Here is a 15,674-nt window from a genome sequence, read left to right on the forward strand (position 1 = left end):
AAAAATTGTCCAGGGCTAGGAGCCCGCAGTTCCGGGTTCCGTGTACACGTCCTTCATCCACTCCTTCACCGCCGCCGTCATACTTCCGGCCACGTCGGCGCGGGGCTTCACAAAGGCCGGGACAAACCACGGAAACGCCCCCACCAGGTCATGAATAACCACCACATCCCCGTCACACGTATGCGCTCCGGAACCGATGCCCAAAGTAGGAATGGGAGAATGAGCCGTAATACGGCGCGCCACGGAGGGCGTAACGCCTTCCACTACGACGGAGCAGGCTCCGGCCTCCGCCACGGCCTGAACATCCTTCACCAAGGCGTCCGCCTCAGCAGCAGATTTCCCTTTGATCCTGTACCCCCCTTCTTCCAGAACTTTTTGAGGCAGCAGGCCGATATGGCCCATCACGGGAATCCCCGCCTTCACAATGGCGCATATCTTTTCCGCCTGGGCGGCGCCCCCTTCCAGCTTGACGGCATCTGCCCCGGCCCGGAACAATTTTCCCGCAGTACGCACGGCATCCTCCACCGTATCATAAGTATGGATGGGCATATCCCCCACCAGCAGGGCGTTTTTTACGCCGCGTGCCGTAGCCTCCACATGGTGAACCATATGGTCCAGCGTCACATGGGTGGTATCCGGGAAGCCCAGCTGAACCATTCCCACGGAATCCCCCACCAGGACGACATCCACACCGGCCTCATCCAGGAGGCGTCCCGTGGGATAATCATAAGCGGTAACCAGCGTCACATGCCGCCTGCCCTTGCAGGCGCGGATGCATTCCGCCTTTTCAACAGATTGATTCATGGCGTTAATAAAAATGTTTTTTACCACTTTTCCGCAACGGGAAGCGGATCCGTCTCCTCCGTCTCCAGCTCCGCCAGGAGGCGGGAAACCGTTTTTTTCTGGAGCGGCAGGACGAGATCCGGCCTGATGTCGGAAAGCGGCTTCAGTACAAACTTTCTCAAATGAGCCCTGGGATGGGGCAGGATCAGCCGGGGAGGATCATTAATCACCAGACCGCCCACGTAAATAATGTCCACATCCGCCGTGCGGGGTTCACACCTGATCCCGGAGCGCACACGGCCCAAGGCGCGTTCTATTCCCTGACAATGCACCAGCAGTTCCTCCACCGTGCCGGCCCAGGTAAACTCCACTACGGCATTCAAGTAATCATTGGAGCCGTGGGGACATCCCAAAGGACTTGTCGCGTACAGGGGGGACTGCAAAAAGGGATCGTCGGACAAGGCCATCTGCGCCAGATGGTCCCGGGCCTTCACAATCAGGCTGTTCTTGTCTCCGAGGTTTGACCCCAGCGCAATACCGGCTCTTTTCATAGGTAAAAAGGCATTCCGGCAATTCAGGTAAAGGAACGGCCGGAATGCCGCAAAATTACAATTTTGACAAGCCTAGGACGTCTTCCATGTTATACAATCCCGGCTCTTTTCCCTGAAGCCAGAGGGCGGCGCGAACCGCGCCGGAGGCAAATGTCATGCGGCTGGAAGCCTTGTGCGTGAGTTCCAGACGTTCTCCGTCGGAAGCAAACACCACGGTATGGTCTCCCACCACGTCTCCCCCCCGGAGGGAATGCATCCCAATTTCGTTGTCGGGCCGGGGCCCGACCAACCCGTTGCGGCCGAACACAACGCTGTCTTCGTAATTCCGGTCAATGGCGCCGGACAAAATTTCCGCCAGCGTACGGGCCGTGCCGGAAGGGGCGTCAATCTTGTGGCGGTGGTGCATCTCCATCACCTCCATGTCGCAGCTGCCGCCCAGAATCTGCGCAGCCTTGCGCGTCAGCCAGAACAGGGTATTCACGCCGACGGAATAATTGGAGGCAAACACGATCGGAATGGAAGCGGCAGCATCCATGATCTCCTGCCGTTCCAGGTCCGTATGGCCCGTAGTTCCAATCACCACAGGCTTGTTGTTGGCCACAGCCTCCGCCAGCAGAGTGCTGGTAAAGCCATGATAGGAAAAATCAATGACCACATCGCACTTTGCCAGGGCGGGATACAGCTCCTGCCCCTGGTCATGCGTGGCTCCCACACACGTTTCCGGATTTTGCGTGACCGCCTCCTGGACGGCCTGCCCCATGCGGCCTGAACTGCCTGTAACAAGAATGGAAATCATAAAGGTAAGATATTAAAGAATGTTAAAACGTTGAAGAAGGGCGGAAAGCTGCGCCGCCTTCTCCTCCGACAAAGGCACCAGGGGAAGACGCACGCCCGGCTGAATATCCCCTCTTAACGCCATGGCGGCCTTGATGGGGACGGGATTGGTATCCAGCGTCATGATCCCCTTCATGAGCGGGTAAAACGTCTTTTGCAGGGAAAGCATCTCCGCCATGTTCTTATCCAGGCCCGCTTTCACGATGGAATTCATGATGCCGGGAATCAAATTGGAAGAAACGGAAACAAGACCGCTGGCCCCGCAGGCCATGAAAGGCACCGTCAGGCCGTCATCACCGCACAAAATGGTAAAATCTTCCGGAACCACCTGCATCAGCTGGCTCACGCGGTCAACACTTCCGCCGGCTTCCTTCACGCAAATGATATGCGGGCAATCCTTCGCAAGGCGTCCCACCGTTTCCACGGCAATCTCAATGCCGCAGCGGCCGGGAATGCTGTACAGCATGATCGGCAGCCTTGTGGCGTCCGCAATGGCCTTGAAATGAGCATAAACACCTTCCTGGGAAGGCTTGTTGTAATACGGGCATACCTGAAGCGTTCCGTCCACGCCCATCTTTTCCGCCTCCTGCGTCATGTGGATGGCCTCCGCCGTGGAATTGGCTCCCGTGCCGGCAACCACCTGAATACGGCCGGCCGCACATTCCACAGCCAGTTCAATCACCCTCAAATGCTCTTTCACAGTCAACGTGGGGGATTCTCCCGTAGTACCCACGGCCACAATCCCGGCAACGCCGGCGGCCACCTGCTCTTCCACAAGCATCCTGAAAGCCTCTTCATCGACGCGGGCTCCGGCAAACGGAGTCACAATTGCTGTATAAAGACCTTGAAACTTCATAACCTTACTTGGAAACATACTATCCTAACAGACACTTTTTGTCACGACAGAATACAGAAATATGGCATGCGTGTCAGGCATCCAGAAACACCGTCCGGGAGCAGACAGAACAAAACTCCAGGTAGGACTTGAGAAAAGAAAGGGACGTTTCCGGACGTACACCGGGCCTCCGGACAGCCCTTCTTTCATTGACGACAATGTACTCCCGGTCAATATGCCTGCCTTCACTCCCGCACAGAAACAAAGCGGCCGCACAGGCGGAAGAAGCCAGCCGGACATTGGAGAAACGCTGAAAAACAGGTCGGTGAATCACCACCTGGTTCATCCTGACATCTCTCCGGGCCAAGCCATCCTCCATCCGGGAAACATCTTCCTTCCACCGCCGTTTCATTTTTCTGCCGGAACAGGAAACCATATTGACGATCACGGCACCGGAAACGAAAGCATGCTCCAGCAAAACGGACAGGCGAGCGCGTGCGGAACAATGCAGTCCCCGGACTGCAACTGCAGCATCTTCACAGTTGATCAAATAATCGACACGCCCATACAGGGTATGCACCAGCCCCGCAAAGGAAGCCAGATCGGAAGAACGGCTTAGACATCCCGACATGGCAAAGTGATTGTCCCCCGAAAGGCAGTCAACCACCCGGGAAGACCGTTCACCGGCCTCATGCATCATGGCAACCGCAGTTCCCTGGCAGGCAAACGCTCTGGCGGCCAGGCAGCCTATATTGCCGAAGTTTCCCAAAATGACGGCAACAGGTTTCTGAATAATATGGGATTTCATACCCCGCTATTTTGGAGAAGGTATGGCCTGCGTCAACATCTACCACCTACCTAACGCGTTAAGAAAGAAAATGAAAGAATTAAGAAAACATTATGTCAGGTGTTTTCTTGCAAAGAGGATGCTGCATGCAGCGCTGGTTATCTGATTTACAATTATTTCATGGACTTCATGGACTTCATGGATGTAATGGATCTTATGGCTTTCATGGCCAAAGAGGGCAAAGAGGGTATAATAGACAGAGAATGTTTGAATTTTTGTTCCTTAAGTCTCCTGAGGCCACTCTGTCCATTACATCCATTACATCCATTACATCCATTACGTCCATTGAGTTCTTTAAGTGTTTTTTTTCAATAGTAGTTTAGTTGTATTTTCAAGAAAAGATCAAGCCCCTGGAGTTGTTTAAACTTCAGGGGCTTGAGGTAAAAAATCCCGGCGGCGACCTACTCTTGCGGGACCTATCGTCCGACTACCATTGGCGCGGCAGCGTTTCACTTCCGGGTTCGGAACGGGACCGGGTGGGACCACTGCGCTCTGGCCACCGGGCTTCAGGGGGAAGAGTTTTTATTGATCTTCATCCTGCCTGCCCGGGAGCCCTTGGGGGCTTTGAGGGGGATTTTTTAAGGGTTGTTGTGTGTGTGGCTAAGAAGATTTCCTCTCGTTACGAGGGGAAGGAATCAGCGTAAACTGACATCTGCGTGGCTGGTGGTGTTTAAATCATGCATATGGTGAATAGGACATTTGGTAAGTTGTATTCACGATTGGGAGTGTGATGTAATATGATGAAGTCTATCGGTGATTAGTATCGCTTGGCTCAATACATTGCTGCACTTACACCTGCGACCTATCGACGTGGTGGTCTTCCACGAACCTATAGGGAAAACTCATCTTGGGATGGGCTTGGCGCTTAGATGCTTTCAGCGCTTATCCCTTCCGCACTTAGCTACTCGGCCATGCACTTGACAGTACAACCGATGCACCAGTGGTGCGTCAGACCCGGTCCTCTCGTACTAAGGTCTGAACCCCTCAATTTTCCAACGCCCACAGAGGATAGAGGACCGAACTGTCTCGCGACGTTCTGAACCCAGCTCGCGTGCCGCTTTAACCGGCGAACAGCCGGACCCTTGGGACCTTCTCCAGCCCCAGGATGCGACGAGCCGACATCGAGGTGCCAAACCACGCCGTCGATATGAACTCTTGGGCGTGATCAGCCTGTTATCCCTAAGGTACCTTTTATCCGTTGAGCGACGGCAATTCCACTTTCTACCGCCGGATCACTTGGGCCTGCTTTCGCATCTGCTCGACTTGTTGGTCTCACAGTTAGGCGGGCTTATGCCCATGCACTCGACACCCGGTTGCCAACCGGGCTGAGCCCACCTTCGCGCTCCTCCGTTACTCTTTGGGAGGATACCGCCCCAGTAAAACTGACCGGCTGACACGGTCCTCTGGCCGGATTCACGGCTCAGGGTTAGATCCTCCAGTTTCAAAGGGTGGTGTCTCATTGATGACTCGGATGCCCCCTAAAGGGCATCTTCAGCGTCTCCCACTTACTCTGAGCATTAAAACCGAAGAAACAATGACAGCTTACAGTTAAGGTCTATAGGGTCTTTCCGTCCTTCTGCGGGTAGGCGGCATCTTCACCGCCACTACAATTTCACTGAGCGCCTGGTTGAGACAGTGCCCAACTCGTTTCACGATTCGTGCAGGTCGGAACTTACCCGACAAGGAATTTCGCTACCTTAGGACCGTTATAGTTACGGCCGACATTCACCGGGACTTGGGTTTAGAGCTTCGCCTTGCGGCTAACCCCTTGCCTTAATCTTTCGGCATTGGTCACGTGTCACACCCTATACTTCGACTTGCGTCTTTGCAGAGTGCTGTGTTTTTGATAAACAGTCGGTTGGGCCATTTCTCTGCGGCCTGCATCGCTGCAGGCACCCCTTCTTCCGAAGTTACGGGGCTAATTTGCCGAGTTCCTTAACCAGGTTTCACTCTTACGCCTTGGTATATTCTACCCACCCACCTGTGTCGGTTTGCGGTACGGGTCGCTTAGCATACGCTGGGGCTTTTCTTGGCACTCGATCCAATGATGCGCTGAGTCCGTGGACTCAACTCGGAATTCAATAACCTAGTCATCTTTTCTCATGCGTCCCCCCAGTTTAAGGGTCGCGAGCTCAGGATTATTAACCTGATGTCCATCGCCTACGCCTCTCGGCCTCGGCTTAGGTCCCGGCTAACCCAGGGACGAAACACGTTGCCCTGGAAACCTCGGGTTTACGGCGGCCGGGGATTTCACCCGGCTTTACGTTACTCATGTCTGCATACTCACTTGCATGCGCTCCAGGGTCAGTCGCCATCACCCTTCAATGCGCATGCAACGCTCTTCTACCACTCTGCCTTGCGGCAAAGTCCAGAGCTTCGGTATAACGCTTGATCGCCAATCATTTTCGGCGCAGGATCACTCGATGAGTAAGCTATTACGCATTTTTTAAATGGTGGCTGCTTCTAAGCCAACATCCTCACTGTCTGTGTAATCCCACATCCTTTCCACTGAGCGTTATTTAGGCACCTTAGCTGCTGGTCTGGGTTGTTTCCCTCTCGACAATGAAGCTTATCCCCCACTGTCTCACTGCCACGTTCCATTGCACGGTATTCGGAGTTTGATAAGGTTTGGTAAGCGGGTGTGCCCCCTAGCCTTGTCAGTGCTCTACCCCCGCGCATCAGCACGTGACGCTGCACCTAAATGCATTTCGAAGAGAACCAGCTATCACGGGGTTTGATTAGCCTTTCACTCCTACCCTCAGCTCATCAGAGAACTTTTCAACGTTCACCTGTTCGGTCCTCCACATGGTTTTACCCATGCTTCAACCTGGCCAAGGGTAGGTCACCTCCGCTTCGGGTCCAGTACCTGCGACTTGATTCGCCCTATTCGGACTTGCTTTCGCTGCGACTCCGGGCCGGAAGCCCTTAGTCTTGCCACAAACACTGACTCGCAGACTCATTAAACAAAAGGCACGCCATCGCAGATCGCTCTGCTCTGACACTTTGTAGACATACGGTTTCAGGTTCTATTTCACTCCGCTCACAGCGGTTCTTTTCACCTTTCCCTCGCGGTACTTGTTCACTATCGGTCGCCAACTAGTATTTAGCCTTGCGCGGTGGTCCGCGCGGATTCATACATCGTTCCACGTGTGATGTATTACTCAGGATACCACTAATTCCCACTCTGGATTTCGTCTACAGGGCTTTCACCTTCTATGGCCAGCCTTTCCAGGCTGTTCTACTATCCAGTATGGTCGAATATGTCGTGGTCCTACAACCCCGAAGGAGTACCTTCGGTTTGGGCTCCATCCGCTTTCGCTCGCCACTACTTACGGAATCGATTTCTCTTTCTTTTCCTCCGCTTACTGAGATGTTTCACTTCAGCGGGTTTCGCGTTTCATACCCTATGTATTCAGGTATGAACGATCGAGTATTGCCTCGATCAGGTTACCCCATTCGGATACCCCCGGATCATCGCTTGCTTGCAGCTTCCCGAGGTTTTTCGCAGCTTGCCGCGTCCTTCTTCGCCTGTTGGCACCAAGGCATTCACCGTACGCCCTTACTTACTTCATCATATTGCAAAAGCTTGTTACCACTTCCACAATACCACAAAGCCCTTTCGTGACTTACTGTATTGTCTTTTTATCTTGGTATGCATGTTTTATGTTGTGTATTGTAGTTGTTTTTCAACTACCCACTTTGTTGGAAAGCGATTGCTTCTCAGCAATCGTTTTCTTTGCCACGCAGATGTCAATTTTCGTCTTCCTTCCAATAATCAATTTTTTGGTGGGCCTGACAGGACTTGAACCTGTGACCCCGCGCTTATCAAGCGCGTGCTCTAACCAACTGAGCTACAGGCCCGGCTTGGGTCTCTTGCGAGACAGTTACCAAAGACTAAAGATTAGTTACCAAAGTCTTTTGTTTCTGTCCCTCTTTACCGAAACTGGTGGAGGCACGGGGACTCGAACCCCGGACATCCAGCTTGCAAAGCTGGCGCTCTACCAACTGAGCTATACCCCCAGTTGCGGTTCTTTCAGAAAAAAAGGCCGTGACGCACGTCGTACCGGCTCCGCTCAAAGGCGAGCCTGCTTTACACATCTTGTTTAGTTCGTTGCGCTCCCTCGCGAGATACGCTTTCTCATCCCTCAAGACGAGAACCGACCTATGCAGTCAATGCTGCACTTACTCCATAGAAAGGAGGTGATCCAGCCGCAGGTTCCCCTACGGCTACCTTGTTACGACTTCATCCCAGTTACCAGTCTCACCTTAGGACCCTGCCTCCTTGCGGTTGGCTTCAGATACTTCGGGTGCGACCGGCTTCCATGATGTGACGGGCGGTGTGTACAAGACCCGGGAACGTATTCACGGCGCCGTAGCTGATGCGCCATTACTAGCGATTCCGGCTTCGTGTAGGCGGGTTGCAGCCTACAGTCCGAACTGGGCCCAGTTTTCAGGATTTCCTCCGCCTCGCGGCTTCGGCCCCCTCTGTACTGGGCATTGTAGTACGTGTGCAGCCCTGGGCATAAGGGCCATACTGACCTGACGTCGTCCCCACCTTCCTCCCAGTTGATCTGGGCAGTCTCGCCAGAGTCCCCACCTTGACGTGCTGGTAACTGGCAACAGGGGTTGCGCTCGTTGCTGGACTTAACCAAACATCTCACGACACGAGCTGACGACGGCCATGCAGCACCTGTGTAACGCCTCCGAAGAGTCGCATGCTTTCACATGTTGTTCATTACATGTCAAGCCCAGGTAAGGTTCTTCGCGTTGCATCGAATTAAGCCACATACTCCACCGCTTGTGCGGGTCCCCGTCAATTTCTTTGAGTTTTAATCTTGCGACCGTACTCCCCAGGCGGCACGCTTAACGCGTTAGCTCCGGCACGCAGGGGGTCGATTCCCCGCACACCAAGCGTGCACCGTTTACTGCCAGGACTACAGGGGTATCTAATCCCTTTCGCTCCCCTGGCCTTCGTGCCTCAGCGTCAGTTAATGTCCAGGAACCCGCCTTCGCCACGAGTGTTCCTCTCGATATCTACGCATTTCACTGCTACACCGAGAATTCCGGTTCCCCCTCCATTACTCTAGTCTCGCAGTATCATGTGCAATCCAGGGGTTGAGCCCCTGCCTTTCACACACGACTTACGAAACAGCCTACGCACGCTTTACGCCCAGTGATTCCGAACAACGCTTGAGACCTCTGTATTACCGCGGCTGCTGGCACAGAGTTAGCCGTCTCTTCCTCTTGTGGTACTATCTTTTTAATTTGCTCCCACATGACAGGGGTTTACAATCCGAAGACCTTCATTCCCCCACGCGGCGTCGCACCATCAGGGTTGCCCCCATTGTGAATGATTCTCGACTGCTGCCACCCGTAGGTGTCTGGACCGTGTCTCAGTTCCAGTGTGGCCGGACATCCTCTCAGACCGGCTACCCGTCATCGCCTTGGTGAGCCGTTACCTCACCAACTAACTAATAGGCCGCGAGCCCATCTCCTAGCGCATTGCTGCTTTGATCTTTCAATCGTATGCGGTATTAATCCCGGTTTCCCAGGGCTATCCCCCACTAAGAGGCAGGTTACTCACGTGTTACTCACCCGTGCGCCACTAGAGAATTATTAGCAAGCTAGCAATTCTCCCGTTCGACTTGCATGTCTTATCCACGCCGCCAGCGTTCGTTCTGAGCCAGAATCAAACTCTCCATCAAATATAATTTTTGAAATTGCTGGACCAAATGGAATCTCTCGATTTCATTTGCGCCATGCTTCGCAAGCTCTTCACTCGGGTTTGTCTCCCTCGTGCCTCTTCGCTTATTCCAGCACGGCGCGCGTCACGACCTTTTTTCCTTCCCTTGCTTCTACCAACCCTACCCTCTCAGAGCTAGGTCGCTCCTTCAGACCGCTTACCCATCGGCGATTCTCATCGCTCAAAGGACGGCCCTGCGTAGGCTTCGGTAGTCATTCCCTTGAAAATCTTCTTATCGGCGCTCTCTTTAAAAAAGCTTCCTGCAGACGGCCAGCCTTCCTTCCCAAAACCCATCTGCAGGGTTCCCAGGGCCGTGGGCCTTTCGTTCTGCCGCCGTGTTGGCGTGCCGAGAAGTCTACTAAAACCAACCCATTTGTCAATATATTTTGACTTATTTTTTCATACTCCCTGTCAACATTTTCATAATACACTGATTATGAATGAAATAATTTTTCGATTTTTTTGAACGTTTTTTCAATTGACCTGCGTGCAAGCTGACAAAATGACTGCCGGGGGTGAATTTGACATCTCTTCAAAAGCCCGTGGCATGAACATTCACCCTCCGTTTCTTGTCTAATCGCGCATGAAGCATCAGGAAATCCACTTGCCAACGCCCGACCCGGAGCATCCCTATGCCGGGGACGGACGTTACCGTTTTCCGGATATCAACGGTATGAATCTGCTGGGAGACAATGTTTCCCTGCCGCCCATCATGCCCAAGAGCTTTCATATCATGCTCACCGTCTTTCATCCGGAGGCGCTGTACAGCATGAAAACATGGCTTCCCTTCTGCGAAGACCTGCACAAGCAGTACAAGCACACGCCCACTCCGGTGGAATACAGGATTTTGCTGGTTCTCCAGCCTCCTCCCATAGAAGGGGACGTTCCGGCCTTCACCCAGGCCCTGGGCGATATTCCCGATTTTTACATGAAGACCAATTCCCTGATTTCCTATTACGACCAGGCTTTTGTCCGCAGAAGGCTTTCCCTCCACAAAAAGGCGGAAACGGCCATCGTCCTGCTGGACGGCAACGGCAATATCATCTGGAAAGACGACGGGACGTTCAATCCCACCCGTGCCGAACATTTGCAGGTGATTCTGGACACGCTTTCCCCGCTGGCGCCAAAGACAAAAACGCATTAGGGAACGGAAGTCCCTCCTCCTGCGTTCCGGCTCTCCGTCCCTGAACGGCGCGGATCGCGCCATTTACCGGCGTTCCGCACGGGAAGTTTGCGCCACCGTTCATTCCTTTGCAGACCATTCCGGAAGAACCTGCCAGGATTTTGGGGAACCCGGAAGAGGTGTCTTCTTCGTTTCATCTTCACTTTCCGTTTGTGCTTCCATCCGGAATGCTCCATACTGGCCGCATGCCTACCATTTCGCTAGCTCTTGGAGAGCGTTCTTATGATATTCATGTGGAAAACGGCGCTCTGGACCGCGTAGGGGAGTTTGCCTACCGTGCGGGGCTGGACGGCAAAATAGCGATTGTCACGGACACGAACGTGGCCCCTCTGTACGCGGAGCGCGTGAGGAAATCCTTGGAAAGCGCGGGCTTCATGCCCAGCCTGCACGTCGTGGATGCGGGAGAAGCGTCCAAAAGCATGCAGCAGGCGGAAGAGTTGTGTTCCGAACTGGTGCGGGCAGGCATTGACCGTACCGGCTGCATAGCCGCACTGGGCGGGGGCGTAGTCGGGGACCTGGCCGGATTCGTGGCCGCCATTCATTACCGGGGCATTCCTTTCATGCAGATTCCCACGACGATCGTCGCGCAGGTGGACAGTTCCGTGGGCGGCAAAACCGCCGTCAACATTCCGGAAGGCAAGAATCTGGTCGGGGCCTTTCACCAGCCGTCCGTCGTCGTTATTGATCCCACCACCCTGGTGACGCTGGACCGCCGCACCCTGGCGGAAGGACTGGCGGAAGCCGTGAAGCATGCCGCCATCAGGGACGCCTCCATGCTCCATGACCTGAAACGCCTGGGACCGGAGCTTTCCATCGGTTTTTCCCTGGATACCATTGCCAGGCTGCCGGACCTGATTGCGCGGAATGTGGCCATCAAAGCCCGCATCGTGGAACATGACGAACTGGAAACCCAGGGCATCCGCGCCCTGCTCAACTTCGGCCATACGATAGGCCACGGCATTGAGGCGGCCGTTCCCTACGGAACCATCCTGCACGGGGAAGCCGTCGCGCTGGGCATGCGTGCGGCCCTGTTCCTGAGCGAGCGGAAAGCGGGACTAAGCGCGTCGGACGCCAAGAAAATACTCTCCGCCCTTCAGGCGCTGGACCTGCCCCTGACCCTTCCGGAAGGAATGGATACGGAACTGGTGCTCGACAAAACAGCCTCCGACAAGAAATTCCGTGCCGGTGCCATCCGCTTCGTCCTGCTCACGGAGGCGGGGGAAGCCGGCATTTCCAAAAAAATCACGCGGGAAGACATGGCGGAAGCCATTGAAGAACTACGCCGCCCCCTGGCCTGATGAGTTCTCTCTCCGCTGTCGGACGGCGGCATATCAGCACTTTTCCGGTATTCCGGCGCGACCTGCCCATGAAAAGGGGAAAGGCGTTTTCCACGGCGTCTCTCCCCTGCCCCTGAAATACCTTTACCCTTTTGTCAGGGGTCTCTCCCCCCTATTTTCCCGGTTCGTCCGGAGTGGGTTCAAAGCCGTCCACATCCAGCGGAACGCTGCCCGTATATTCCCCGGTATCAAACTTGATCGTCTTCAGCGCGTCTTCCAGATCCAAAGAGCCGTAGCATTCCCGGCTGGCAAAGCGGAGCATTTCATTCATGATGCTTACGCTTTCCTCATGCGGCATATCCTTGGGCAACCTAGCGGCCAATTCCCTGATCTTTCCGGCATTGGCATTCGCCGTCGCCTGGTCCTTGACCACCAGCATCACCGCCAGCATTTCCTCGCCGGGCGTCCTGGGAACGGCTTGTTCCTGGGAGGAGGCTTCAGGGGCCTGTTCCTGTTTTTTACCGCCGTCGCAGGAGACAAGGGAGAGCGCCGCCAGAAATAATGCAGAAGGAATGAGAAGCTGTTTCATAGACTATTCTTGATGGAGAAGCCGGAGGCCTCATTGGAATCCATCATGGGCAAAGCGGATTCAGGAGTCAAACCAGTTTTTCATGTCCCCGGAATGTTTTTTAGACAAAATTTCCCGCCATGCGCGCTTAGCCTGATGAACGGGAGAGTTTCCCGTTCAACCCAATAGCCAGAATAGTGCATTCATTGGTTTCCTGTAGTAGACGCAATTTCCGCCGGCGGAGGTTGCGTCTACTTTTTGCGTCACCGTTTGAATACAGCGTTTGATTCCGTCAAACGTCTCCGTATAATCTGATTGAGATGGGCGCCCCGATCTGGAACAGACGCAATTTTCTGAAGACTGCCGCAGGAACCGCAGGATTCCTGATGGCCGCGCCGTATGTAAACGCCGCCGAATCTTTCACAGACGCCAGGCCCCTGAAAGTGGGGCTGGTGGGCTGCGGCGGCCGTGGGCTGGGAGCCATGAAAAACGCGCTGGACGCCGATCCGGGCACGGTGGTATGGGCTCTGGCGGACGTATTCGAGGAACGGACCGGCTTCGGCGCCAGCCTGCTCACGGAACAATACGGTCCCCGCATGCAGGCGGACAAGAGCCGCATGTTCCACGGCCTGGACGGCTACAGGAAACTTCTCCAGACGGACGTTGACGTGGTCCTCCTCTGCACCCCTCCCGCCTTCCGTCCGGAACATCTGGCCGCGGCTATTGACGCCAACAAGCACATTTATGCGGAAAAACCCGTGGCCGTGGACGTACCCGGCGTACTTTCCGTGCTGGAATCCGCCCGCCTCGCCAAACTTAAAAACCTAGTCATTCTGGACGGCTTCTGCTGGCGTTACGACAAGGCGAACGAGGAAGCCCACCGCAAGCAGGCCTCCGGAGAACTCGGCAGGGTGCTTTCCTTTGACGGATTGTATTACACCACTCCCCCCAAGTCCCCGCTGGCGCTGGATTCCCGCCCCGCCACCGACACGGACGTGGCCTGGGCCCTCCGCAACTGGACCGCCTGGAACTGGCTGAGCGGCGGCCAGTTCGTAGAGCAGATCGTCCACACCATCGACGGCATGGTCTGGTCCATGAACGAACAGCTCCCGCTGGCCGCCTTCGGCTCCGGGGGCCGCGCCCAGCGCCGTGACGACGGCGACGTCTGGGATCATTACGACGTTTACTTCGAATACGACCACAACGTGACAGGCCACATTTCATGCCGGCAGTGGGTCGGCTGCCACGGGGAAATCACGGACCGGACGGTCTGTGAAAAGGGTATGCTGGTCACGCCTTACCGCCCGCACATCCAGGCGGACAAGCGCTGGCGCTTCCGTGGAGAACGGGGCAACATGTACGCGGACACCCACGTGGCCTTTTACCGCTTTCTGCGTTCCGGCACCTGGACGCAAACACTGGAAAGCGCGGCCAATAAAACGCTGGTGGCCATCCTGGGGCGGGAAGCGGCCCACACCGGGCAGCGCATCACCTGGGAACAGATCAAAAAGAACACCACCAGGCTGGTGCCGGAAGACCTGACGATGGACACGCAACTGCCGCCCGCCCGCATTCCGCGACCGGGAAGAACGGCCTGACCCCCGCTGCCCCTCTCTCTACGCACCATGGCCAACATCTTTCCACCCAATGCCAACAGGCGGTTTTACGGCATCATCGCACTGGGCATGCTCGTTCTCGCCCTGATTCTGGGAGGGGTGTATTATCTCAACTTCTACGTGAAGGAGCACGCCCCCGTGCAGCCCGTGCGCTTCTCCCACAAACTGCATGCCGGGGACCTGAAGATGGGGTGCACGTCCTGCCATGCCGCCGCCCTGCGCTCCCCGCGGGCCGGAATTCCTGACACCAAATCCTGCCTGGGCTGCCACCAGCATATCCTGCCGAACAGCCCGCTCATCGCTCCCCTGCGAGCGGCGGCTGATCCGCAATTCCCCGGCTATACGGGGGAACCGGTACGCTGGGTCATGGTCAACCGCCTTTCCGGCCACGCCTATTTCAACCACATGGCCCACCTGAACCGCGGCATCGGCTGCACATCCTGCCATGAGGATGCGGCAGGAATGGAAGTGATGAAGGCGCCCCGCGACGCCCGCATGCGCTGGTGCCTGGACTGCCACCGCAACCCCGTTCCCCACCTGCGCCCGCTGGAGGAAGCGGCCAGTTCCCACTATTCCGCCGCGGACTACCTCCGCACCCACTCCGTCCATGACGAGGAAGGCCGCCGCATCAGTACGCAGCACCAGCTTGGCGAATACCTGAAACGGCAATGGAAAATCCAGCCAAAAACGGACTGCTCCACATGCCACCATTGACCGCCATATCCGGGAAACCACCCGGAAACATGACTTTCCAGTCACGTACCCTTCCATCTCCGCGATGGCGGAACACCGCACCGTTCCTGTATCATGGACTCATGGAACTATCCCTGGACATCATTTACGACAGCGAACCGGAACAGGCGGCGGCGCATGTTCTGGCGTATTTCCGGCAGGAATTCGCCAAGCCCTTTCCCCCGCCCAAACCCCTTTCACGCGAGGAAAAAGCCCTGATTGAACAAATTGACGCCGCCTTTGACGGCGTCACGCTGGAAGATGGCATCGGGCTAATGACCACACAGCTCCTGGACATGTACGCCCCCAAAGAAGTATGTGCTGCTGTCGCCCCCTCTGAAGAACGGAGCGACTGGCGCCGCATCACACCCGCCATGGCCCGGACATGCTGGGACGCCCTGAATTTTACCGATCCCAGAGGATACCGCTTTCTCCTGCCCGCATGGCTGACGCTGGACCTCCGCGGCCAGCTCGGAGATTTTGATGCTCTGGACTACCTGCCCCTGGTTCCGGAAAACTGCGGCATTTACGAATCCCAGGCCGTCCTGCTGAATGACCGGCAGCTTGAGGCCGTGATCAACTTCATCGAATACCGCCAGCGAGAGGATTGCAGCCCCTGAACTTTCCCTTCATAACTCCGAACGACGAAAACAGGCGGCATTCACCGCTTGATTTCATCCCCCGGATTTCCTAAAAAAAGCCGTT

General features: G+C 55.5%; 11 protein-coding genes, 2 tRNA genes and 3 rRNA genes. 5 read left to right on the forward strand and 11 right to left on the reverse strand.

Annotated elements, in window-relative coordinates; translation table 11 throughout:
* Positions 1-15 precede the first annotated feature (15 nt).
* From panB to V3C19_RS09460, 10 genes are all read right to left on the reverse strand, one after another.
* Positions 16-804 (reverse strand): 3-methyl-2-oxobutanoate hydroxymethyltransferase, encoded by a 789-nt coding sequence (panB, locus tag V3C19_RS09415; RefSeq protein ID WP_295934545.1) that lies wholly within the window; start codon positions 802-804, stop codon positions 16-18.
* A gap of 20 nt (positions 805-824) precedes the next feature.
* Positions 825-1,334, reverse strand: coding sequence for a 2-amino-4-hydroxy-6-hydroxymethyldihydropteridine diphosphokinase (folK, locus tag V3C19_RS09420; RefSeq protein ID WP_295934543.1), 510 nt, complete (start codon positions 1,332-1,334; stop codon positions 825-827).
* A gap of 55 nt (positions 1,335-1,389) precedes the next feature.
* On the reverse strand, positions 1,390-2,130 hold the full coding sequence (gene dapB, locus V3C19_RS09425) for a 4-hydroxy-tetrahydrodipicolinate reductase (protein WP_130084802.1): 741 nt from the start codon (positions 2,128-2,130) through the stop codon (positions 1,390-1,392).
* A gap of 12 nt (positions 2,131-2,142) precedes the next feature.
* Positions 2,143-3,024: a 4-hydroxy-tetrahydrodipicolinate synthase gene (gene dapA / locus V3C19_RS09430; RefSeq protein WP_130084803.1), complete on the reverse strand. Its 882-nt coding sequence runs from the start codon at positions 3,022-3,024 to the stop codon at positions 2,143-2,145.
* A 73-nt stretch (positions 3,025-3,097) separates the two neighbouring features.
* A complete protein-coding gene (locus tag V3C19_RS09435) occupies positions 3,098-3,811 on the reverse strand; it encodes a hypothetical protein (protein WP_295934541.1) in 714 nt (237 codons plus the stop codon).
* Between the two features lie 427 nt (positions 3,812-4,238).
* Positions 4,239-4,354 (reverse strand): 5S ribosomal RNA (gene rrf / locus V3C19_RS09440).
* Between the two features lie 233 nt (positions 4,355-4,587).
* Positions 4,588-7,423, reverse strand: a 23S ribosomal RNA gene (locus V3C19_RS09445).
* Positions 7,424-7,634: 211 nt separating this feature from the next.
* Positions 7,635-7,711, reverse strand: a tRNA-Ile gene (locus V3C19_RS09450).
* A gap of 83 nt (positions 7,712-7,794) precedes the next feature.
* Positions 7,795-7,870, reverse strand: a tRNA-Ala gene (locus V3C19_RS09455).
* A 173-nt stretch (positions 7,871-8,043) separates the two neighbouring features.
* Positions 8,044-9,555 (reverse strand): 16S ribosomal RNA (locus V3C19_RS09460).
* The 16S, 23S and 5S rRNA genes sit together here with 2 tRNA genes alongside, the layout of an rRNA operon.
* 621 nt (positions 9,556-10,176) lie before the next feature.
* Here V3C19_RS09460 and V3C19_RS09465 point away from each other — a divergent pair.
* Both V3C19_RS09465 and aroB read left to right on the forward strand, forming a co-directional pair.
* Positions 10,177-10,737, forward strand: a complete 561-nt coding sequence (locus V3C19_RS09465) for a hypothetical protein (RefSeq protein ID WP_067571787.1) — start codon at positions 10,177-10,179, stop codon at positions 10,735-10,737.
* 224 nt (positions 10,738-10,961) lie between these two features.
* Positions 10,962-12,074: a 3-dehydroquinate synthase gene (aroB, locus tag V3C19_RS09470; protein ID WP_295875885.1), complete on the forward strand. Its 1,113-nt coding sequence runs from the start codon at positions 10,962-10,964 to the stop codon at positions 12,072-12,074.
* A gap of 151 nt (positions 12,075-12,225) precedes the next feature.
* Here the strand turns inward: aroB and V3C19_RS09475 are convergent, their stop codons facing one another.
* Positions 12,226-12,642 carry a hypothetical protein gene (locus V3C19_RS09475; RefSeq protein ID WP_130084416.1) on the reverse strand — a complete coding sequence of 139 codons (417 nt, stop codon included), beginning with the start codon at positions 12,640-12,642 and terminating at the stop codon, positions 12,226-12,228.
* Positions 12,643-12,941: 299 nt separating this feature from the next.
* Between V3C19_RS09475 and V3C19_RS09480 the strand changes: the two genes are divergently transcribed.
* The 3 genes from V3C19_RS09480 (at position 12,942) to V3C19_RS09490 (ending at position 15,589) form a co-directional block, all read left to right on the forward strand.
* Positions 12,942-14,219, forward strand: a complete 1,278-nt coding sequence (locus tag V3C19_RS09480) for a Gfo/Idh/MocA family oxidoreductase (RefSeq protein ID WP_295932451.1) — start codon at positions 12,942-12,944, stop codon at positions 14,217-14,219.
* A 27-nt stretch (positions 14,220-14,246) separates the two neighbouring features.
* Positions 14,247-14,951, forward strand: coding sequence for a cytochrome c3 family protein (locus tag V3C19_RS09485; protein WP_295875888.1), 705 nt, complete (start codon positions 14,247-14,249; stop codon positions 14,949-14,951).
* Between the two features lie 101 nt (positions 14,952-15,052).
* Positions 15,053-15,589: a DUF6714 family protein gene (locus tag V3C19_RS09490; RefSeq protein WP_130084419.1), complete on the forward strand. Its 537-nt coding sequence runs from the start codon at positions 15,053-15,055 to the stop codon at positions 15,587-15,589.
* Positions 15,590-15,674: the final 85 nt, after the last annotated feature.

It is taken from the genome of Akkermansia sp. AE01SA01 (assembly GCF_036417395.1).
Taxonomy (GTDB): Bacteria; Verrucomicrobiota; Verrucomicrobiia; order Verrucomicrobiales; family Akkermansiaceae; genus Akkermansia.